At 66.6% G+C, this 20,399-nt stretch carries 18 protein-coding genes; 11 read left to right on the forward strand and 7 right to left on the reverse strand.

Annotated elements, in window-relative coordinates; genetic code table 11:
* The first annotated feature begins 28 nt into the window (after positions 1 to 28).
* Complete coding sequence (gene minD / locus CE453_RS06515; protein ID WP_089173845.1) at positions 29 to 844, forward strand: septum site-determining protein MinD; 816 nt, start codon at positions 29 to 31, stop codon at positions 842 to 844.
* On the forward strand, positions 841 to 1,104 hold the full coding sequence (gene minE, locus CE453_RS06520) for a cell division topological specificity factor MinE (RefSeq protein WP_089173846.1): 264 nt from the start codon (positions 841 to 843) through the stop codon (positions 1,102 to 1,104). Before minD ends, minE begins: the two co-directional genes overlap by 4 nt.
* A 36-nt stretch (positions 1,105 to 1,140) precedes the next feature.
* Here the strand turns inward: minE and CE453_RS06525 are convergent, their stop codons facing one another.
* Genes CE453_RS06525 through pgi form a run of 3 tightly spaced genes read right to left on the reverse strand, consistent with a single transcriptional unit; the run spans position 1,141 to position 5,054 of the window.
* Positions 1,141 to 2,166 carry a phosphotransferase family protein gene (locus CE453_RS06525; RefSeq protein WP_248307978.1) on the reverse strand — a complete coding sequence of 342 codons (1,026 nt, stop codon included), beginning with the start codon at positions 2,164 to 2,166 and terminating at the stop codon, positions 1,141 to 1,143.
* Entirely contained in the window at positions 2,163 to 3,374 is a 1,212-nt protein-coding gene (locus CE453_RS06530; protein WP_089173847.1) for an acyl-CoA dehydrogenase family protein, read from the reverse strand. Before CE453_RS06530 ends, CE453_RS06525 begins: the two co-directional genes overlap by 4 nt.
* Before the next feature lie 51 nt (positions 3,375 to 3,425).
* On the reverse strand, positions 3,426 to 5,054 hold the full coding sequence (gene pgi, locus CE453_RS06535) for a glucose-6-phosphate isomerase (protein WP_089173848.1): 1,629 nt from the start codon (positions 5,052 to 5,054) through the stop codon (positions 3,426 to 3,428).
* A gap of 254 nt (positions 5,055 to 5,308) precedes the next feature.
* Between pgi and CE453_RS06540 the strand changes: the two genes are divergently transcribed.
* Positions 5,309 to 7,402 (forward strand): 3-hydroxyacyl-CoA dehydrogenase NAD-binding domain-containing protein, encoded by a 2,094-nt coding sequence (locus tag CE453_RS06540; protein WP_089173849.1) that lies wholly within the window; start codon positions 5,309 to 5,311, stop codon positions 7,400 to 7,402.
* A 7-nt stretch (positions 7,403 to 7,409) separates the two neighbouring features.
* On the opposite strand, the gene CE453_RS06545 is transcribed toward CE453_RS06540, so the two are convergent.
* Positions 7,410 to 8,624 carry an MFS transporter gene (locus CE453_RS06545; protein WP_089173850.1) on the reverse strand — a complete coding sequence of 405 codons (1,215 nt, stop codon included), beginning with the start codon at positions 8,622 to 8,624 and terminating at the stop codon, positions 7,410 to 7,412.
* Positions 8,625 to 8,981: 357 nt separating this feature from the next.
* On the opposite strand from CE453_RS06545, the gene CE453_RS06550 reads away from it, so the two are divergent.
* From CE453_RS06550 to CE453_RS06565, 4 genes are all read left to right on the forward strand, one after another.
* Complete coding sequence (locus CE453_RS06550) at positions 8,982 to 9,692, forward strand: orotate phosphoribosyltransferase (RefSeq protein ID WP_089173851.1); 711 nt, start codon at positions 8,982 to 8,984, stop codon at positions 9,690 to 9,692.
* A 5-nt stretch (positions 9,693 to 9,697) separates the two neighbouring features.
* Positions 9,698 to 10,339, forward strand: coding sequence for a TIGR00725 family protein (locus CE453_RS06555; protein ID WP_089173852.1), 642 nt, complete (start codon positions 9,698 to 9,700; stop codon positions 10,337 to 10,339).
* A 152-nt stretch (positions 10,340 to 10,491) separates the two neighbouring features.
* A complete protein-coding gene (locus CE453_RS06560; RefSeq protein WP_089177746.1) occupies positions 10,492 to 11,106 on the forward strand; it encodes an HAD family hydrolase in 615 nt (204 codons plus the stop codon).
* A gap of 30 nt (positions 11,107 to 11,136) precedes the next feature.
* A complete protein-coding gene (locus tag CE453_RS06565; RefSeq protein WP_089173853.1) occupies positions 11,137 to 12,840 on the forward strand; it encodes an IlvD/Edd family dehydratase in 1,704 nt (567 codons plus the stop codon).
* A gap of 12 nt (positions 12,841 to 12,852) precedes the next feature.
* On the opposite strand, the gene CE453_RS06570 is transcribed toward CE453_RS06565, so the two are convergent.
* Together CE453_RS06570 and CE453_RS28460 are read right to left on the reverse strand one after the other, a co-directional pair.
* Complete coding sequence (locus CE453_RS06570) at positions 12,853 to 14,451, reverse strand: ATP-binding cassette domain-containing protein (protein WP_089173854.1); 1,599 nt, start codon at positions 14,449 to 14,451, stop codon at positions 12,853 to 12,855.
* Entirely contained in the window at positions 14,448 to 16,061 is a 1,614-nt protein-coding gene (locus CE453_RS28460; protein ID WP_198302285.1) for an ABC transporter transmembrane domain-containing protein, read from the reverse strand. The genes CE453_RS06570 and CE453_RS28460 overlap by 4 nt, the downstream gene beginning before the upstream one ends.
* A gap of 99 nt (positions 16,062 to 16,160) precedes the next feature.
* Here CE453_RS28460 and CE453_RS06585 point away from each other — a divergent pair, with 99 nt between their 5' ends.
* The 4 genes from CE453_RS06585 to CE453_RS06600 are packed head-to-tail and all read left to right on the forward strand — an operon-like array spanning position 16,161 to position 19,564.
* Positions 16,161 to 17,744, forward strand: a complete 1,584-nt coding sequence (locus CE453_RS06585; RefSeq protein ID WP_089173856.1) for a cytochrome ubiquinol oxidase subunit I — start codon at positions 16,161 to 16,163, stop codon at positions 17,742 to 17,744.
* A 27-nt stretch (positions 17,745 to 17,771) separates the two neighbouring features.
* Positions 17,772 to 18,926, forward strand: a complete 1,155-nt coding sequence (gene cydB, locus CE453_RS06590) for a cytochrome d ubiquinol oxidase subunit II (protein ID WP_089173857.1) — start codon at positions 17,772 to 17,774, stop codon at positions 18,924 to 18,926.
* Between the two features lie 22 nt (positions 18,927 to 18,948).
* Complete coding sequence (gene cydX / locus CE453_RS06595) at positions 18,949 to 19,080, forward strand: cytochrome bd-I oxidase subunit CydX (protein WP_089173858.1); 132 nt, start codon at positions 18,949 to 18,951, stop codon at positions 19,078 to 19,080.
* Between the two features lie 10 nt (positions 19,081 to 19,090).
* Complete coding sequence (locus CE453_RS06600) at positions 19,091 to 19,564, forward strand: hemerythrin domain-containing protein (RefSeq protein ID WP_248307979.1); 474 nt, start codon at positions 19,091 to 19,093, stop codon at positions 19,562 to 19,564.
* 12 nt (positions 19,565 to 19,576) lie between these two features.
* On the opposite strand, the gene CE453_RS06605 is transcribed toward CE453_RS06600, so the two are convergent.
* On the reverse strand, positions 19,577 to 20,299 hold the full coding sequence (locus tag CE453_RS06605; RefSeq protein WP_349236636.1) for a Crp/Fnr family transcriptional regulator: 723 nt from the start codon (positions 20,297 to 20,299) through the stop codon (positions 19,577 to 19,579).
* Positions 20,300 to 20,399 lie beyond the last annotated feature (100 nt).

The raw sequence follows: 20,399 nt of genomic DNA on the forward strand, positions 1-20,399 counted from the left end.
GCGGCATCATCATTCAAAGGAGCGGTCAATGGGCAAGGTCATCGTGGTCACATCCGGCAAAGGCGGCGTCGGCAAGACGACCTCCTCCGCCGCACTGGGCGCCGCGCTCGCGCAGGGCGGCGAGAAGGTCGTGGTCGTCGATTTCGACGTCGGCCTGCGCAATCTCGACCTCGTCATGGGGGCGGAGCGGCGGGTGGTCTACGACCTCGTCAACGTCATTCAAGGCGAAGCCAAGCTCACCCAGGCCCTGATCCGCGACAAGCGGCTGGAGACGCTCTACCTGCTGCCGGCCTCGCAGACCCGCGACAAGGACAACCTGACGGCCGAGGGCGTGGCGGCGGTCATCGGCGCGCTCAAGACCTCGTTCGACTGGGTCATCTGCGACAGCCCGGCCGGCATCGAGCGCGGAGCGACGCTCGCCATGCGTCATGCCGACGTCGCCATCGTCGTCACCAACCCGGAAGTCTCCTCGGTCCGCGATTCCGATCGCATCATCGGCCTGCTCGATTCCAAGACGCTCAAGGCCGAGAACGGCGAGCGCGTCGAGAAACATCTGCTGCTCACCCGCTACGACCCCGCTCGGGCCGAGCGTGGCGACATGCTGAAGGTCGATGACGTCCTCGAAATCCTGTCGATCCCGCTGCTCGGCATCATCCCCGAGAGCATGGATGTGCTGCGCGCCTCCAATCTGGGCTCGCCGGTCACCCTGGCCGATGATCGCTGCGCCCCGGCGGTCGCCTATTTCGACGCCGTGCGCCGGCTCAAGGGCGAGACGCTTCCGGTCGCGGTGCCGGGTGAGAAGCGCGGCTTCTTCGGCAAGTTCTTCGGAAGGAAAGCGGCATGAACCTGCTTCGTCTTTTCTCCCGCACGCCGTCGGCTCCGGCCGCTCGCGAGCGATTGCAGGTCCTGCTGGCGCATGAGCGGGCCGCGGTCGGCGACTCCGATCTCGTCACCAAGCTGCGCGACGAGATCCTGCGCGCGATCTCGAAGCACATGCAGGTCGACGACGAGAAGGTCAGCGTCCGCATGGAGCGCGGTGCCAAGGTCTCGACGCTGGCGGTCGATATCGAGATCCCGTTCGATGCGGGCAAGAAGGCGGCCTGAGGGCCGCCTTTCACGCACAGGTTCCCGGCGGCGCGCTCACCGCGTCAGTTCGGCCGCCCGCCTGGCGAAGGCGATGGCGAGCCGGCCGGTTTCGGCAGCATTGTCGGCGGAGGCATTGCCGGCCCGTGCACGTGCCGCAATGCCCTCGAAGATCACCGCCCAGCGGAACAGCGCGAAGGCGAGGTGGAAGGGCTGCAGCGTCTGGCCGTGACGGGCCCTGACAGCATAGAGCGCCGAGAAACGATCGAGATCGGGCAGGCCGAGCGCCGCGAGGTCGAGGCCCTCGATCCCGCCGTACTCGTCGGGCCGCGACAGCCAGGCGATGGCCGTATGGGCGAGATCGGCGAGCGGGTGGCCGAGCGTCGAAAGCTCCCAGTCGAGCAGGGCGACAACACGCGGCTCCGTCGGATGGAACATCGCGTTGCCCATGCGGTAATCGCCATGGACGAGGCTGACGGTCTCGTCGGTCGGGATGTGCTCCGGCAGCCAGTTCCGCAGCCTGTCGATATGGACGTCGTCGCGGCTGCGCGACAAATCCCATTGCCGGCCCCAGCGCGCGATCTGCCGGGCGAAATAATTGCCGGGCTTGCCGTAATCGACGAGGCCCGCGGCTTCCACCTCGACATTGTGTAGCGCCGCCAGTGTTTCCGCGAGCGAGGCATACATGGCGCTGCGCTCGTCGGGCGAGAGGCCCGGCAATGTGCAGTCGTGGAAGACGCGGCCTTCGACCTTCTCCATCAGATAGAAGGGCGTGCCGAGGATGGAGCGGTCGTCGCAATAGAGCAGGGCTGGTGGCACCGGCACGTCCGTTCGAGCGAGCGCGCTGATGACGCGGTATTCGCGGTCGATGGCGTGGGCCGAGGGCAGGAGCTCGCCGGGGGGCTGCTTGCGCAGCACCAGCGCGCGATCGTCATAGGTGACAAAGAAGGTCGGGTTGGACTGACCGCCGCCGATGCGTTCCAGCCGCATCGGGCCGGATAGACCTTCCACCGCTCCACGCAGGAAAGTGTCGAGCGTGGCGGTGTCGAAGCCCGGCTCGTGCTGATCGGCAGAGGCTGTCACGCGCCGGGGACCTGCCAGCGCCAGAAATCATCGCCTTCCTTGTCGAGGAAGCGATTGAGGACCATCTGGTGCACCTCGTCGGCGCCGTCGACCAGCCGCGCCTGACGGGCATAACGGTAGATCCATTCGAGCACAGTATCCTTGGAATAGCCGCGCGCGCCGTTGATCTGGATCGCCATGTCGGCCGCTTCGTGCAGCGTGTTGGCGGCCTGGACCTTGGCCATCGAGACCTCCTTGCGGGCCTGGCCGCCGCGGTCGAGTTCCCAGGCCGCCTTCATCACCAGCAGCCTCCCGATCTCGATCGCCATCGCCGCGCGGCCGAGCTTGAGTTGGATGCTCTCGCGGTCGGCGAGGCGGATGCCGAAGCCCTCGCGGGTCGCGGCATAGGCGCGGGCGATCTCGACGGAGCGCTTGGCGAGGCCGAGCCAGCGCATGCAATGGGTGAGGCGTGCGGGCCCGAGCCGGATTTGCGTGACCTTGAAGCCGTCTCCTTCTTCCATCAGCACATCATCGGCGGGGATGTGCAGTCCGTCGAATTCGATCTCGCAATGGCCACCATGCTCCTCCGGTCCCATGATCGGGATGCGGCGGAGGATCTTCCAGCCGGGCTGGTCGCGGTGGAAGAGGAAGGCGGTCAGGCCGCGGCGGGCATCGTCGGAGGTACGTGCGATCACAATGAAATGCGCCGCAGCTTCCGCGCCGGTGATGAACCATTTGCGGCCGTAGAGTTTCCACGAGCCATCGGGCTGTTTTTCGGCACGGGTGCGGATCATCGTCGGGTCGGAGCCGCCGCCAGGATGCGGCTCGGTCATCGCGAAGGCCGAGCGAACCTCGCCGGCGACGATCGGCGCAAGCCAGCGGCGCTTCTGATCGGGCGTCGCCACCGCCTCCAGCACCATCATGTTGCCGTCGTCGGGCGCGGCGGAATTGAAGACCACTGGCCCGAAGATCGAGCGGTTCATGGCCTCGTAACAGACCGCCATGCCGACGCGCCCAGCGCCGAGCCCACCGGTCTCCGGCTTGAGCTGAAGGCACCAGAGCCCAGCTGCGCGCGCCTTGGTACGCAGCTCGGACAGCGCCGGCTCGGCGATGTTCTCATGCGCGTCCCAACTGGCAGGGTCGGTCTCGCGCGGGATGATCTCCGTCTCGACGAAGGCCGCGATCCGGCGTCGCAAACCTTCGAGCTCGGGCGAAATCGTGAAGTCCATCATCGTTCCAGGCTGGCTGAAGGCAGGGGCGGGAGCAAGCGACCAGAAGGTCTACGAGGTGAGATAAGCGGCCAGGCCCGCGGTCGAGGAATCGTGGTTGTTGCCGGGCGCCTTGCCTTCGATCACCGGCATGAGTGCCGTCGCCAGCTCCTTGCCGAGCTCCACACCCCATTGGTCGAAGGCGTTGATGTCCCAGATCGCCGCCTCGACGAAGACGCGGTGCTCGAACAGCGCGATGATCCGGCCGAGCGTGAAGGGGTCGAGCTTGCGATAGGCGATCGTCAGCGAAGGGCGACTGCCAGGGAAGGTCATGTGCGGCGCCCGTGCCTCGATCTCCGCTGGTGCGACGCCTCTCTTCGCGAGCTGCGCCTTGGTCTCCTCCAGCGTGCGGCCCTTCATCAACGCCTCGCTCTGGGCGAGGCAGTTGGCGATCAGCAGGCGCTGGTGATGGACGAGCTCGGGATTGTGGCCCTCGGCCGCGATCAGGAATTCGCAGGGCACGACATCGGTGCCCTGGTGGATGAGCTGGTAGAAGGCGTGCTGCCCGTTCGTGCCTGGCTCGCCCCAGACCACGGGGCCGGTCGGGCGCTCGACCGGCGTGCCATCCTTGTGGACGCGTTTGCCGTTCGATTCCATGTCGAGCTGCTGCAGATAGGCAGGCAGCCGGACGAGGTGCTGGTCGTAGGGCAGGATGGCGCGGGTGGGGTAGCCGCAGACGTCGCGGTGCCAGAGGCCGATCAGGCCCATGAGGACCGGAAGGTTCCTGTCGAGCGGCTCGGTGCGGAAATGCTCGTCGACCGCATGGGCCCCCGCAAGGAAGGCGCGGAAATTCTCCGCCCCGATCGCGATCATCACCGGCAGGCCGATTGCCGACCAGACCGAATAGCGCCCGCCCACCCAGTCCCAGAAGCCGAAGACGCGTTCCGGCTTGATGCCGAAGGCGGCAACCTTGTCGAGCGCGGTCGAGACCGCGGCAAAATGGGCGCCGACCGCGGCTTCGCCGAGCGCACCGGCGAGCCACTCCCGCGCGGTTGCGGCATTGGTCATGGTCTCGATGGTGGTGAAGGTCTTGGAGGCGACGATCACCAATGTCCGGGCCGGGTCGAGCTTGGTGATGGTATCCGCGATATGGGCGCCGTCGACATTGGAGACGTAATGCAGGCGGGGGCCGTCATGGTAAGGCGCGAGCGCCAGGGTCGCCATGACCGGTCCGAGATCCGAGCCGCCGATGCCGATGTTCACGACATCGGTGAAGCGGCCGCCATCGGCGGCGGCGATGCTGCCGCTGCGGACCCCTTCGGCGAAGGCGAAGAGGCGATCCAGCGTCGCGCGCACCTCGGGCATCACATCGACGCCGTCGACCAGGATCGGCTGATCCGAGAGATTGCGCAGCGCGGTGTGCAGGACGGCGCGGTTTTCCGTCGTGTTGATCGCCGTGCCCGCGAACATGGCGTCACGCTTGGCCTCGACCTCGGCGGCGGCTGCGAGCCTCAGCAGAAGGGCGAGGGCCTCCGGCGTGACGGAGGTTTTCGAGTAATCCAGCAGCAGGTCGTCGAGCCGGGCCGAGAAGCGGTTGAAGCGCTCTTGGTCCTCGGCGAAGAGCTCGCGCAGGTGACGTCCTTTCGTCGCGGCACGATGGGTCGCCAGCTCGCTCCAGATCGTGTCCAACCGCTTCGGCATAGTCGATGCTCCGTTCGTCATGCCTGCGACCATACGCCAAGAGCGGCCGGCGCCGACATCATGAGTTGCAACTTTGCCATGCGCGACGATTTCGGCTTCCGCGTGGCCCGGGCAGGGCATTCGCGAAAGGTAAAATCCAGGCCCGGTACGCGGCGCGCCGTCTCACCGCAAAAAATCTGCTGCTCACCAGCCGAGATCGGTTATTCCTCGGGACTGTTTGGATGGGCCGGCACGCTGAGCGCCGGCACGTTTCGATGGGAGCCGTCGCCTTGAGTCCGGTTGCTTTTTCCCGCCATGCGGCGGTTGCCATTGTTACACTCGACAATCCGCCGGTGAACGCCCTCAGCGCGGCGGTGCGGGCCGGGCTGGTCGAGGCCATCGCGCAGGCCAATGCCGATGACGGGATCAAGGCCATCGTGATCGCCGCCACCGGGAAGGCCTTCATCGCCGGTGCCGATATCAGCGAATTCGGCAAGCCGCCGGCGCCGCCTTACCTGCCCGATGTCCTCGATGCGATTGAAGGTTCGGGCAAGCCGGTCGTCGCGGCGATCCAGGCTGTGGCGCTCGGCGGCGGGCTCGAGGTCGCACTTGCGTGTCATGCCCGCGTCGCGCTGCCAGCGGCGCAATTCGGCATGCCGGAGATCAAGCTCGGCCTCATTCCCGGCGCAGGCGGGACGCAGCGGCTGCCGCGCCTGATCGGGGCTGCGAAGGCGTTTGCGATGATGCTGTCCGGCGATCCGATTCCGGCCGGGCGGGCTCTGGAAGCGGGCTTGCTCGACGAGGTGGTGTCGAGCGACCTGCTGGCCACGGCGATCCGGGTCGCCGAAGGCCTCGCCGCGGAAGGGCGCCGTCCCGTCACCAGCGCCGCAACCGACCGGCTCACCGAGGTCGATCACGCGGCCTTCGAGACGGGGGCGAAGGATGCACTGCGCAAGGCGGGCGATATGCCGAACGTTCCGGCGCTGGTCGAGGCGGTGCGCAATGTCTTCCTGCTGCCGTTCGCGGAAGGGGTGGCGGCCGAGCGCAAGCTTTTCCTGACGCTGGTGGCCGATCCGCGCTCGAAAGCGCTGCGCCATGTCTTCTTCGCCGAGCGCGAGGTCGCCAAGGTGCCGGGTATCGGACCCGAGGTGAAGCCGCGCGCCATCGCCAGCGCGGCCGTGATCGGTGCGGGCACGATGGGCGGCGGCATCGCCATGTGCTTCGCCAATGCCGGTATCCCGGTGACCCTGATCGAGACGGCGCAGGCGCCGCTCGACAATGGCGTGAACCGCATCGGCGCGATCTACGACATCTCGGTCCAGCGCGGCTCGCTGACGCCGGAGGCGCGGGCGGCGCGCCTTGGCCTGATCAAGCCGGCGGTCGGGCTCGCCGCAGCGGCCGGTGCCGATATCGTCATCGAGGCGGCTTTTGAGGAGATGGGCGTCAAGCAGCAGATCTTCGGCGAGCTCGACAAGGTGGCGAAGCCCGGCGCGATCCTCGCCAGCAACACCTCCTATCTCGACATTCCGACCATCGCGGCGGCGACGAAACGCCCGCAAGACGTTCTGGGCATGCATTTCTTCAGCCCGGCCAATGTCATGAAACTGCTGGAGGTGGTGCGGCCGAAGGGCATGGCGGATGATGCGGTCGCCACTGCCGTCGCGATCGGGCGCAAGCTCGGCAAGGTACCGGTCGTCGTCGGCAACGGTTTCGGTTTCGTCGGCAACCGCATGCTGGAGCAGCGCACCCGTGCGGCCGAGCGGCTGCTCGTCGCCGGGGCGTTGCCGCATGAGGTCGACCAGGCGCTCGTCGATTTCGGTTTCAAGATGGGTCCCTTTGCCATGGCTGACCTCGCCGGCAACGATATCGGCTGGCGCTCGCGCAAGGCACGAGGCTTGAAGGCCGCCGTCGCCGACGCGATCTGCGAGGCCGGGTGGTTCGGCCAGAAGACCGGGCGCGGTTATTACCTCTACCCGCAGGGTGCGCGGGCCGGGCAGCGCTGCCCGGAAGTCGAAGCGTTGATCGTGCGTATTTCGGCTGAGCAAGGCGTGACGCGCCGGGCTTTCACGCAGGAAGAGATCCTGGCGCGGCTGCTCGATCCAATGGTGAACGAGGGCGCGCGCATCCTGGAAGAGGGGATCGCCGCCAGGCCCGGCGACATCGATGTCGTCTGGATCAATGGCTACAACTGGCCGGCCTGGCGTGGTGGCCCGATGTTCTGGGCCGATAGCGTCGGCCTCGACGTGATCGCGAAACGACTGCAAGCGCAGGCGGCCGAGAGCGGCGACAAGGCGCTGGAACCCGCACCGCTGCTGAAGCGCCTCGCCGCCGAGGGCAAAGGCTTCGCCAGCCTCGCCTCCGGCGGCTGAGCCTGTCTCAGGTCAGTTCCGCGCCGCGCCGCTCCGGGATCAGGAACCACATGGCGACAAGGTCGAGGATGTAGAGCGCGGCGAGCGCCGCGATCGCGAACTCGAAGCCATGGGTTGCTGCGAGCGCTCCGACTACGACGGGGCCAAAGCCGCCGACGCCGCGGCCGATGTTGAACAGCACGTTCTGGGCGGTCGCACGCGCGGCCGTCGGATAGAGCTCGCTCATCAGCGCGCCATAGCCGCCGAGCATGCCGTTGACGAAGAAGCCCATCACCGCGCCGCCGATCAGCAGCGCCGTGGGGTCGGTCAGGCGGGAATAGACCACGACCATGATGGCGGCGCCGATCATATAGGCGATGAAGGACGGGCGACGGCCGATGCGGTCGGCGATGTGGCCGAAAGCGAAGATGCCGAGCGCCATGCCGCCGATGGTGACGGCCGTCCACACCGCCGACTGGGTCAGGGCGAAGCCGAACCGGGTGGAGAGGTAGTTCGGCAGCCAGATCATCACGCCGTAATAGCCGAAGTTCTGGACCGAGCAGAGGATGACCATACCGAGGCTGAGCTTGGTGGTGTCCCAATCCTTGACCAGCAGATGCAGGGCCGATTCCTTTGGCTTGTCCTGCGTGCGGGCAACGAAGACTTCAGGCTCGTGCAGCGAGTGCCGGATAAAATAAGCGACAACGGCCGGCAAGATGCCGAGCGCGAACATGCCGCGCCAGCCGATGCTCGGCAGCAGCAGCGGCGTGACGAGCGCCGCGGCGAGAACACCGGCTTGCCAACCGAGGCCGACATAGGAGGAGGCACGGGCGCGTTTGGAGGCGGGCCAGGCTTCCGCGACGAGCGCCATCCCGATCCCGAACTCGCCGCCGAGGCCGAGGCCGGCAATGGTGCGATAGAGGAGAAGGTCCCAATAGCCCTGCGCCAGGGCGCAGAGGCCGGTGAAAACAGCGAAGAGAACGATCGTCCAGGTCAGCACCCGCACCCGGCCGATACGGTCGGAGAGCATGCCGAAGCCGATACCACCCAGCACTGCGCCGACAAGTGTCGCGGTGACCAGGGATGCGGCCTGGCCCTGGCTGAGCTGGAGGTCGGTCGAGATCGCCTTCAGCATGAAACCGAGGATCAGGAGGTCGAAGCCGTCCATCGCGTAACCGATGGCAGCACCCCAGACGGCCTTTCGGGCCTTGTCGTCCACCTCTGTCGGGGCAGAAAACCGCATGGAATCTGCGGTCGCGGTTCGGTTGTCGCTCACGGTGTCGGTCCCCTTGTCTGGTCGCTGGTTCGCGGGCCCAAGGGCACTCTTTGACGCCCGGGTCAATTCGTATCCTTAGCCTACTATCGCCGCCCTCTGCATGCGCGCGTCGATACGCATCCACAGGGACGATTGGCCTGCCTCCAGCGGCAGGCGGGGAATCCATGCAAGACCCGAGCCCAAGCCGCGCTGTCGAAAACCCGTTTCGGGGATTGACCCGTCTCGCGGGACGGCACAGAAGGGGCCGTTTGCGAACTCGACAGGTGCCTCGTCCCCACGCCGCGCGCGGCGAACGATGGCGCTCAGACCGGAGAAACTGACGCCATGGCCAATCTGTTCACCCCCACCGACCGCAAGGTGATCGCGCGCGAAGCCGCCAAGATGTTCCTTGAGATCAAGGCGGTTCATTTCTATCAGGACAAGCCCTTCTTCTTTACTTCCGGCTGGGCGAGTCCGGTCTATATCGACTGCCGCAAGATCATCTCCTATCCGCGCCTGCGCTCGACGCTGATCGATTTCGCCGCCACCACGATCGTTCGCGACATCGGCTACGAGTCGCTCGACATCATCGCCGGCGGTGAGACGGCGGGTATCCCCTTCGCCGCCTGGATCTCCGACCGTCTCGCGCTGCCGATGCAGTATGTTCGCAAGAAGCCGAAGGGTTTCGGCCGTAATGCCCAGATCGAAGGCTCGGTCGTCGAGGGAGCGCGCACGCTGCTGGTCGAGGATCTCGCGACGGACGGTCGCAGCAAGGTCAATTTCGCCGAGGCACTGCGCAATGCCGGTGCCGACGTGCAGCACTGCTTCGTGCTGTTCTACTACGATATCTTCCCGAAGAGCCGCGAACTCATGCACGAGATCGGCATCAATCTGCACTACCTCACCACCTGGTGGGATGTGCTCGCCGTGGCCAAGGAAAGCGGCCATTTCGAGCCGAAGGTGCTGGCCGAGGTCGAAAGCTTCCTGAACGATCCGGCGAGCTGGTCGGCCAAGCATGGCGGCATCTCCGAGTTCGGCCAGGAGAAGTCGGCCTGACGGCGATGGAGCCTGCTTCGCGACTGAGCCTCGATACCGGCCGTCGCTTCCTGCGCGACGGAGCCGGGCGCTGCTTCGATCCTGCGACCCGGACCTGGAATGCCGATGCGGAGGCTGCCCCTGACATGGCGGTCTCTGCCATCGAGGCCCTGTGCTGGCTGCAGCGGGAGAGCGGCAAGGCTGTGCGCGTTCCCGTCGCGGTGATCGGGACGCGGACTCCGACCACCTCCCAATTCGCCATGGCCGAGCGGATGGGCGCCCTGCTCGCCGGGCAGGGCGTCACGGTGCTTTGCGGTGGCCGCTCGGGCGTGATGGAAGCCGTCTGTCGCGGCGTCGACGGGGCTGGTGGACTGTCGATCGGATTGCTGCCGGACGAAGAGCCGGAGGCAGCCAATCCCTACGTGACCGTGCCGCTCGCAACAGGGATCGGCGTGGCTCGCAATGCGCTGATCGCGCGGGCAGCGTTCTGTCTCGTCGCCGTCGGCGGCGGCTATGGCACGCTGTCGGAGATTGCTTTCGCGCTTCAGTTCAAGCGGCCGGTCTTCCTGCTGGACGGTGCGCCAACGGTCGAAGGGGCGGTGCGCTGCGCCGATGCCGAAGAGGCGCTCGAACGGGTCGCCCGGATTTTCCTCGCACTGGAGCGTTGAGACGGGACGGCGCGCGAGCCCGTGTCAAATCAGCATGCCACGGACGCGCGCTCCTCGGTTGACGCGGGAGCCGCTGCCGCTCCACCTTTCGTGCTGGCGCTTCGTATGCTGGCATCGTCAGTGTCGCGCGCCTGGACGAGCGGATGGAGATCATGGCTGCAGCTTCCCCGACGGTGGTTTTCGATGTCGGCAACGTCCTGCTCCGCTGGGACCCGCGGCTGGTCTACCGGGAACTGATCCCCGAGCCGGAACGGCTCGACTGGTTCATGCAGAATGTCTGCACGGCGGCCTGGAACATCGAGCAGGACCGCGGCCGCTCCTGGGCCGACGCGGTGGCGCTGCTGGTGTCGCAGCATCCGGAATGGGAGCGTGAGATCCGCGCCTATGACGAGCGCTGGCATGAGAGCGTGCCCGGCGTGATCGAGGGCAGCGTTGCCGTGCTGGAAGAGCTGAAGCGGCGAGGCGACAAGGTTTACGCCATCACCAACTTCTCGCGCGAGAAATGGGCCGAGTGCCTGATCCGCTTCCCGTTCCTGCAATCCTTCGACGGCGTCATCGTCTCGGCGCATGAGCGTCTGCTCAAACCCGATCGGGCGATCTTCGAACTGTTGCTGGATCGCTACGGCCTGGCAGCCGGCGACTGCATCTTCGTCGACGACAGCGCCAAGAACATCGAAGGCGCACGCGGCGTCGGGATGCAGGCCGTGCATTTCGTCGAGCCGATCGACCTGCGTTCCGAACTGCGGGAGCGGGGCCTGACGCTCTGAGCGACTTCGGCGGTCTTTGGGAGGAATGCCGTGAGCGACAAGCCAGCAAAGGGACGCGGCATCGCCGGCGGCCTCACCAATTATGGCGACCCGGAGTTCGCTGCCTATCTGCGCCGTTCCTTCGCGCGCTCGATGGGCTATTCCGACGAGGCTCTGGCGCGGCCGATCGTCGGCATCGCCAACACCTATAGCGGCTTCAACAACTGCCACCGGCATTTTCCGGAACTGCTCGAGGCTGTGAAGCGTGGCGTGCTGATGGCGGGCGGGCTGCCGTTCGAATTCCCGACGATCTCGCTGGGCGAGGTCTTCCTCAACCCGACCAGCCTCAAATTCCGCAACCTGATGGCGATGGACACCGAGGAGATGATCCGCGCCCAGCCGATCGATGCGGTCGTGTTGATGGGTGGCTGCGACAAGACCGTGCCGGCGCAGCTGATGGCGGCGCTCTCGGCCAATGTGCCGACGGTACAACTCGTCGCCGGGCCGATGTCGACAGGGCGCCATCGCGGCGAGCGCCTCGGCGCCTGCACTGACTGCCGTCGCTTCTGGGCGCGTTACCGGGCCGGTGAGATCGACGGTACCGAGATCGAGGTTGTCGAAGGGCGCCTGGCGACCACGGCCGGCACCTGCGCGGTGATGGGCACGGCGAGCACGATGGCCTGCATCGCCGAGACGTTGGGGCTGGCGCTGCCGCGCTCGGCGGCGATCCCCGCCGTCCATGCCGATCGCCTGCGCTGTGCGGAGGAGAGCGGCCGGCGGGCCGTCGAGCTGATCGGGACGCAGACTCTGTTGCCGCGCCAGGTCGTGACCGAGAAGGCGATCGAGAACGCCTGGCGGGTGCTGCTCGCGATCTCGGGCTCGACCAATGCCGTCATCCATCTGACCGCCATTGCGCGGCGCGCTGGGGTCAAGGTCGATCTCGATCGTCTCAACCGGCTATCGGACGAGACCCCTGTTTTGGTCAATCTGAAGCCGGTCGGTGCCAATTACATGGAGGATTTCTTTGCCGGCGGTGGCGTGCCGGCGGTGCTGCGCGAGTTGCGCGATCTCCTGCATCTCGATGCACTCAGCGTCACCGGCAAGACGCTGGGCGAGCTGATCGACGCGCCGCTGGTCGACATGGTCGACCGCAGCATCGTCAGGCCGCGCGCCGAGCCGGTCGATCCCGATGGCGGACTCGTCGCGGTGTTCGGGACGCTGGCGCCGCGCGGCGCGATCGTGAAGCGCGCCGCGGCCGAGAAACGCCTGCTGGAGCATGAGGGCCGCGCTGTCGTGTTCTCCTCGCTCGAAGACCTCGCAGCCCGGATCGACGATCCCGATCTCGATGTCGAGCCCGACGACGTGCTGGTGCTGCAGAATGCCGGGCCGCGCAGCAATGCGGCGATGCCGGAGGCCGGCTACCTGCCGATCCCGCGCAAGCTCGCGGCGCGCGGCGTCAAGGACATGGTCCGCATCTCGGATGCGCGGATGTCGGGTACCGCCTATGGCGCCATCGTGCTGCATGTCGCGCCCGAAGCGGCCATCGGCGGGCCGCTCGCCCTGGTGCGCAATGGCGACCGGATCAGGCTCAGCGTCTCGAAAAGGCGGCTGGACCTTCTGGTGGACGATGCGGAACAGGCAACGCGCCGCAAGGCGCTCCCGCCTGTGGCCGAGATTGTGCGGCGTGGCTACGACAAGCTCTATGACACCCATGTGCTGCAGGCAGACGAGGGCGTCGATTTCGATTTCTGCTGACGGCGGGCTTCGTCAGAGCCGGATCGTCTCGGTGCTGGGCAAGGTGGCGACGCCATGGCTCGACATCACCACGATCCGATCGTGCAGGCGATCGATGAGACGCGTCAGAATGCGAAGCCCTTGATCGGCGCGCAGATGCTCCGTCGGCTCGTCGAGCAGCACGAGCGGCTTCTCGGAGAGCCAGGCGCGGGCGAGGTTCAATCGCTGCGCCTCGCCGAGCGAAAGGATGTCCTGCGTGATCCAGCCGTCCAAGCCACCGGCCGTGCGGATGCGCTCGGCCAGCTCGACGGCTTCTAGCGCCCGCCAGTGCTCGTCATCGGACGCGCTGAGAGCGAAGAGATTGGCGCGCACCGTGTCGGCCAGGATCGCCGCGTCGTGCGGGCAGAACATGGCCATTGCCTGCCGCTCTGCTGCCGATACCGGGCCTGCTTCACTTTGCAAAATGTCCTCGCCGGTCCAGCCCGCGATCTGCTTGAGCAGGCTGGTCTTGCCGGCGCCGCTTGCACCGATGAGGATCGTTGGCCGCCCGGCCCGCAACGAAAGCGCGAGAATGCCGTCGAGTGGTCGATCATCCGGGGCGCGACGTTGCAAGGTCGCACTCCGGAGTGTCTGGAGCCGCGCGGGCAATTGTACCCGCTCGGCCGGTTGTTCTGCCATTCCGACCCAACGGTCGATCGCTTCTTTTGCGGCACGGCGGCGCAGCGTCGCGACGACCATGCGTGACGCACCTTGCGCAGCCTCGGCCAGCGCGATCCAGGAAAAGGCGAGGAAGGCGGGGATCAGCAGGGCTTCGCTCCGCGCTCCGCCCTGCCAGGCGGCGGCGAAGACGCTGATGGCGGCGACAGGGCCGAGCAGTGAAGCCAGCGCATCGAGGCCGGATTGCGCGAGCCGCAAGGTGCGCTCGGCCCGATCGGCTCGCGAGAAGTGGTCGAGTGCCGCGGCGCAATAGGCAGCCCATTTCCGTTCGGCCTGAAGCGGAACGACCGACGCCATTGCGCTCCCGAACTCCTGAGCGCCTTCACGCCGCGATCCGCGAGCCTGCGCCCAACTGGCCGCGCCGGTTCGTGCGAGATGGCGCGCAGCGATGATGAGCGCGGTCAGCAACACGGCGATGGGTATGAGGGCGAGCGGGGCGATCAAAGCCGTGGCCACCAGGGCAGCGACCAGGCCGGCGGCCAGGAGCAGGCCAGGAAGGTCGGCGCGCAGCCTGGCGAAGTCGAGATCCTCGACATCGTCGAGATAGTCCGCCAACCGTGCCTGATCGGCGAGCTGCCAGCCGGCACTGCGAACGGTGGAGGCCGCAGCCATCGCCGTGAACAATGCGACCCTGTGCGTCGTCTGGTCGGTCAGCGCCGCGTGATGGCCAGTCAGGCGCTCGCCATAGCGGGCCGCGGTCCGGCCAACAGCGAAGAGCCGCACTAGCGCGGCCGGAACGTGGAAATTGAAACTGTAGGCAGCAGCCGTCAGCCCTGCGATCGCGACCGAGCCGAGGAACCAGGCGGAGAGCCCGCCGAGCAGCACGCCGCAGAGGAGCGCCATGACGGCGAGGGTAAAGGCGTAGCGCCAGAGCTTGCGCGCCTTCGCGCTCCGGGTCGGTGAGAGATCGCTCATGCTGCCGTCTCCAGGGACGGGGCCGCGTGGAGCGCAATGCCGCGGTTGGCGAGAGCGATGAGCGCGGGGTCGTGGCTCGCGACAATGACGAGCCGGCTTTTTGCCATATCGAGCAGGGCCCCACGCACCGCTTTGGCCGTCGCCGGGTCGAGCTTGGCCGTCGGCTCATCGGCGATGACCGGGCGCTCGCTCACCTGGGCGCGTGCCAACGCGATGCGCAGTCTCTGCCCACCGGACAGGTTCGCACCACCATCGATGATCCGCGCTGAGAGGCCGCCGGGCAGCAGATCATCGTCGAGCAAGCCGATACGGGCGGCTGCTTCGTGCAGAGGGGTGGCAGCGGAAGATTCAAGGTCTTCCGCGATAGCTTGTGCCAGCGAGCCGTCGGTGACGAAGCTGTCGGTCGCGACCCAGATGCAGGTCGGCAGCATCCTCGAAGGCGCAGGTGTCGGTCCGGCTTCAAGTCCCGCGAGCCGGCGCAGCAGAGTGGACTTGCCGGCGCCGCTCGGGCCGGAGATGACAACGAGCCCGCGCTCGGGAAGCACGAGCTCGGCCAATGCCCGTTCGACGGCCGGCAGGCGGGGCGCGGGCACATGATCCGCATCCAGGAGGCGATCGAGAGCGGCTGCAGCGGCGAGCCCCTCGGCTTTGGCATGATACTGCTCGGAGAAGCGCCGGAAGGGCGCGAAATAGTCCGGCGCGATCATCAGGATGAAGAGACTCTGCCAGAGCTCCAGATTCGAAAAGCCGGGAATGGTCGCGAGCCTGAGATGGCCGAGGCCGAGGAAGACGGCGAGCATCGCGATCGAGAGCGAGGCGAAGAAGTCGATCAGCCCGGCATTGAGGAAGGCGACGCGCAGGACGCCCATGGTCTTGCCGACATAGGCGTCGAGCCGGCCGGCGAGCTTGGCTTCCTCCACGGGCAGGGCGTCGTTGGCGAGAATGGTCGGCAGCGTGCGGATGCGATCGGCGAACTGGCCGGCGAGGTGGCTGAAGGCTCTTTCCTGTGCATCGGCGCGGCTGCGGATGGTCTGGCCGACCATCACGAAGAAGAGAATCATCACCGGGGTCAGGATGAGGACGAGCAGCGCTGCCTGCCAGGAGACGATGGCGAGGACCGTCGCTGCCATGAGCGGGCCGACAGCCATCATCAGACTGGCGACGCGATGGCCGATAACGAGGCTCGCGACCGCCTCGGGGTGGCGTTGGAGACCGACCGTGACGCCGCCGGCCGAGTGGGCATGCAGGAGCCGCGCAGGCATGGTCTGCAACCTCGCGATAGCGGAATCGCGGAGCGCAATCGAAACCTCCGTCTCCGCGAGAGCCTGGGCGCGATCAGCCAACAGGCTGGCGAGCGCCGCCCCGAGGATGGCTGCTGCGATGGCGATCAAGAGCCAGGGCGCGAAGGCCTGTCCCATGATCAAGAGGCCGAAGAGCCAGGCCATCAGTCCCGAAGCGGCTAGTCGCAGCGCCGTGCGCGTCAGCTGCCAAGCGAGCAGGCGCCTGAACCTTTCGGCGCCGAGCCCGCGCGCCCGATCGAGCGCAGCGAAGGCATCTCCGGCGTTGCTTTCGCGGTCTGGCCGCTCCTCAGGGATGGCGGGCTGCTCCATGTCCCTTCTTTTGCACGGCGTTGGTCCTGCGCTCTTGATCGAGGTCAAGAAGCGCGGCGGAGATTGGGATATAAGGAAGCGTCCCGAAAGGATGCTGCCATGGTCGATCCGCTTCTCGTCGAGTTGTCGCGCCTCCAGTTCGCGCTGACGGCTCTCTACCATTTCCTCTTCGTGCCGCTGACGCTCGGCCTCTCCATCCTGATCGCGATGATGGAAACGGTCTATGTCATGACCGGCCGGACGATCTGGCGCGACATGACCAAGTTCTGGGGCGTGCTGTTCGGCATCAACTTCGCGCTTGGTGTCGCGACCGGCATCACCATGGAATTCCAGTTCGGCATGAACTGGGCCTACTATTCGCATTACGTCGGCGACGTCTTCGGCGCGCCGCTGGCGATCGAGGGCCTGATGGCCTTCTTCCTCGAAGCGACTTTCGTCGGCCTGTTCTTCTTCGGCTGGGACAGACTGTCGCCGCGCGCGCATCTGATCGTGACCTGGTTGATGGCGCTGGGCACGAATTTCTCGGCGCTGTGGATCCTGATCGCCAATGGCTGGATGCAGAATCCGGTCGGCGCCGCCTTCAACATCGATACGATGCGGATGGAGGTTACCGATTTCACGGCGGTGATCTTCAACCCCGTTGCGCAGGCGAAGTTCGTCCACACCGTCTCCGCCGGCTATGTCTGCGCTGCCACCTTCGTGCTCGGCGTCTCGGGGTGGTACATGCTGCGCGGCCGGCACATCCAGCTGGCGAAGCGCTCCTTCGTCATAGCCTCGGCCTTCGGCCTCGCCTCGGCACTGTCGGTCATCGTGCTCGGCGACGAGAGTGGCTACGCACTCACCGACAACCAGAAGATGAAGCTCGCGGCGATCGAGGCGATGTGGGAGACCGAGCCGCCGCCGGCCTCGTTCACCGCCATCGGCATTCCGAGCCTGACCGATCGCAAGACCCATTTCGCGATCCATATCCCGTGGGTAATGGGCCTGATCGGCACACGCTCGGTCGATACTCCGATCCCTGGCATCAATGAACTCGTGCAGCGGGCGGAGGCGCGCATTCGCGACGGGCTGATCGCCTACGACGCACTGGAGAAACTCAAGGCCGACCGGAACGACGGCGTGGCTCGCGCGGCTTTCAAGGCTTCCTCGCATGATCTCGGCTATGCGCTGCTGCTCAAGCGCTTCATCGCCGATCCCCGGCAGGCGACCGAGCAGAACATCAAGGATGCTGCCTGGTCGACCGTGCCGGGAGTACCGTGGCTGTTCTTCGGCTTCCGCCTGATGGTGCTGTGCGGCTTTGTCCTCCTCGCCGTCTTCGCGATCTCGCTGTGGCATACGATCCGCGAAGCCGAGGCGCCGCGCTGGCTGTTCCGCATGGCACTGCTCGCGATGCCCTTGCCCTGGATCGCGATCGAGGTCGGCTGGTTCGTCGCCGAGTTCGGTCGGCAGCCCTGGGTCATCGAAGGAGTGCTGCCGACCTTCCTCGCGACCTCGCAGCTTGGCGTCTACAACCTGTTGCTCACCATCGCCGGCTTCACGCTGCTCTACGGCACACTCGCCGTCATCGAGGTCAGGCTGATGTTGGCCGCCATCCGCAAGGGGCCGGAGATCGCCTTGGTCATGGAGGGGCTGCGGCCCGGCGCCCCGGGCCAGCGCCCGGTCGCCCCCTATCCGGCCGAATGACCCGCAGCCCGGCAAAGGATCACGACGATGATCGATTTCCTGTTCTCCTATGAAGTGTTGCGGCTGATCTGGTGGGTGCTGCTCGGCGTCCTGCTCATCGGCTTCGCCGTGATGGACGGCTTCGATCTGGGCGTCGGCACGTTGCTGCCCTTCGTCGCCAAGGAAGACATCGAGCGCCGGGTGGCGATCAACACCGTCGGCCCGGTCTGGGAAGGCAACCAGGTCTGGTTCATCCTCGGTGGCGGAGCGATCTTCGCCGCTTGGCCGGCGCTCTACGCGGTCAGCTTCTCGGGATTCTATCTCGCGATGTTCTTGGTGCTGAGCGCGCTGATCCTGCGGCCCGTCGGCTTCAAATATCGTTCCAAGAAGCCGGATCCCGTTTGGAGGGAGCGCTGGGACTGGGCGCTGTTCATCGGCGGAGCTGTTCCGGCGCTGATCTTCGGCGTCGCGGTCGGCAACACGTTGCAGGGCGTGCCCTTCCACTTCATGCCGGATCTGCGGCCGATCTACGAGGGCAACCTCATCGGTCTGCTCAACCCGGCTGCGCTCTATTGCGGGCTGGTGTCGCTGGCGATGCTGACGATGCACGGCGCTGCCTGGCTCGCCTTCAAGGCCGACGGACCCGTCGCCGAGCGGGCACGGAACTTCGGGACGCTCGCGGCCCTGTTGACGACCGTGCTGTTCGCCGGAGGTGGCCTGCTCGTGCAACTCGGTCTGCTCGGCGGCTACAAGGTCACCTCGCCGATCGTCTGGGACGGTCCGTCCAACCCGCTGCTCAAGACCGTCGTTGCCGACCCCGCCGCATGGCTGTCGAATTTCCAGGCACATCCACTGCTCTGGATCGTGCCGGCACTGGGTGTCGCTGCGCCGCTCATCGCTCTCATCGGTTTCCGGGCGCGCTGGGAGGGGCTGACCTTCCTCGCCTCCAAGCTCGCTGTCGCCATGATCGTGGCGACGGTCGGCGTGGCAATGTTCCCGATCCTGCTGCCATCGAGCAGCAATCCCGGTCATTCGCTCGCGGTGTTCGACGCCTCGTCGAGCCGCGCCACGCTGCGCAACATGCTGCTGGCGACGGCGATCTTCATGCCGTTGATCCTGGCCTACACCGCCTGGGTCTACAGCGTGCTGTGGGGCAAGGTCACCGAGAAGAGCGTCGAGGACGCCGGACATTCGGCCTACTGAACCGGACAGGAGTGAACGCACCATGTGGTATTTCGCCTGGATTCTCGGCCTTGGCCTCGCTGCTTCCGTCGGCATCCTGAACGCGCTGTGGTACGAGCTGCGCACCGTGCGCGACGAGCCGACGCACGAGGCCGTCTCGCTGCCGACGCCGTGATGCGGCGGCCATGACACGGCAGCCGGTCGGGGGCGAGTGGAGCGGAGCCGGACGCGAGCCCGGCTTCATCCCGCGAATCGACATGGCGCGGGGACATGCCCGGATGCTGGAGGTCTGTGAGGCACTGGAGAGGCTCGCGGACGATCTGCCCGCTCATGTCGACAGGCTGCGCTGCCTGATGCTTGCGAACAGCCTCCTTCCGCTGATCGAAGCCTGCCATCGCTTCGAGGAGCAATACGTCTTCCCCGTCTTCGCGATCTCGCAGCGCAACGCTGTCATCGTGAGCCGCCTCAAGGCGGAGCACATGCAGGATCGCTGTGCCGCCGAAGACCTCAGCGAGGCCCTGCTGGCCTATGGCGAGGGGCGGCCGATCGCGAACCCCGAGGCGTTCGGCTACATGCTGCGGGCGCTGTTCGATTCGATGCGGAGGCACATCGCCTTCGAGCAGGATTGCATCCTGACCGTGCTCCCCGGGGGTGGGTGAGCGCTGATCGGCTCAATCGCCGGAGCAGGCGGCAAGCTTGCGGATGTCGTCGAGGATGACGTGGCGGTTATGCTCGATGCGGATGACGCCCTCGGTTCGCAGGCGTGTGAACTGCCGGCTGACGGTCTCGATGGTGAGGCCGAGGAAATCCGCGATCTCGGCTCGCGACAGCGGCAAGTCGAAGGCGATGGTGCGCTGTTCCGGCTTCATCGTCGGGTCGATATTGCGTGCGATCATCAGGATGAAGCTCGCAACCTTCTCCGTCGCGGTCTTGCGGCCCAGCGTCAGCATCCAGTCGCGAGCCTGGTCGAGCTCCTTCAGGGTCTGCCGCAGCAGGCGATGCTCCAGATCGGGCTGCTCGGTCATCATCCGCTCGACGGCCGCGCGCGGGAAGGAGCAAAGCTCGACATCGGTCGCAGCCTCGGCGGCGAGGGTGCTCTCGGTCCTGAAGGGCCGGCCGACGAAATCCGGTGCGAACTGAAGCCCGACGATCTGCTGTCGGCCGTCGGAGAGCATCTTGGTCAGCTTCACGACGCCGGAGAGAACGTTCGAATAGCTCTCGACATTCTGCGCATCCCCGATGAGCTCGGAACCCTCGCCCGCCTTCCGCTTCGAGGACGATTTGGCGAGCAGGGTGAGCTGCTCGGCCGTCAACGCACCGCAAATGCCGCGATGTCGCGCCTCGCAGGAGGCGCAGAGGGCCGGATAGCCGGTTGTGTGGACGTCGTCGCGCAAGATGGCGCACCATATCCTCTCGGGGCCGCGCGGCCAACTCGGCGGTGTGCCCCACGATGCCGCAGGAGGCAGCCTGTCGCAGCCGAGGGGTGACGAGGCC

The sequence above is a fragment of the Bosea sp. AS-1 genome, assembly GCF_002220095.1.
In the GTDB taxonomy this organism is placed as follows: Bacteria; Pseudomonadota; Alphaproteobacteria; order Rhizobiales; family Beijerinckiaceae; genus Allobosea.

Bases quoted from the DNA above. Each gene is read 5' to 3' on its own strand.
- CE453_RS06600 (WP_248307979.1), top strand. From the start codon at position 19,091: ATGACACGGCAGCCGGTCGGGGGCGAGTGGAGCGGAGCCGGACGCGAG.
- CE453_RS06540 (WP_089173849.1), top strand. From the start codon at position 5,309: ATGGGAGCCGTCGCCTTGAGTCCGGTTGCTTTTTCCCGCCATGCGGCG.
- CE453_RS06560 (WP_089177746.1), top strand. From the start codon at position 10,492: ATGGCTGCAGCTTCCCCGACGGTGGTTTTCGATGTCGGCAACGTCCTG.
- CE453_RS06545 (WP_089173850.1), bottom strand. From the start codon at position 8,624: ATGCGGTTTTCTGCCCCGACAGAGGTGGACGACAAGGCCCGAAAGGCC.
- minE (WP_089173846.1), top strand. From the start codon at position 841: ATGAACCTGCTTCGTCTTTTCTCCCGCACGCCGTCGGCTCCGGCCGCT.
- CE453_RS06550 (WP_089173851.1), top strand. From the start codon at position 8,982: ATGGCCAATCTGTTCACCCCCACCGACCGCAAGGTGATCGCGCGCGAA.
- CE453_RS06555 (WP_089173852.1), top strand. From the start codon at position 9,698: ATGGAGCCTGCTTCGCGACTGAGCCTCGATACCGGCCGTCGCTTCCTG.
- cydX (WP_089173858.1), top strand. From the start codon at position 18,949: ATGTGGTATTTCGCCTGGATTCTCGGCCTTGGCCTCGCTGCTTCCGTC.
- CE453_RS28460 (WP_198302285.1), bottom strand. From the start codon at position 16,061: ATGGAGCAGCCCGCCATCCCTGAGGAGCGGCCAGACCGCGAAAGCAAC.
- minD (WP_089173845.1), top strand. From the start codon at position 29: ATGGGCAAGGTCATCGTGGTCACATCCGGCAAAGGCGGCGTCGGCAAG.
- pgi (WP_089173848.1), bottom strand. From the start codon at position 5,054: ATGCCGAAGCGGTTGGACACGATCTGGAGCGAGCTGGCGACCCATCGT.
- CE453_RS06570 (WP_089173854.1), bottom strand. From the start codon at position 14,451: ATGAGCGATCTCTCACCGACCCGGAGCGCGAAGGCGCGCAAGCTCTGG.
- CE453_RS06530 (WP_089173847.1), bottom strand. From the start codon at position 3,374: ATGGACTTCACGATTTCGCCCGAGCTCGAAGGTTTGCGACGCCGGATC.
- CE453_RS06585 (WP_089173856.1), top strand. From the start codon at position 16,161: ATGGTCGATCCGCTTCTCGTCGAGTTGTCGCGCCTCCAGTTCGCGCTG.
- cydB (WP_089173857.1), top strand. From the start codon at position 17,772: ATGATCGATTTCCTGTTCTCCTATGAAGTGTTGCGGCTGATCTGGTGG.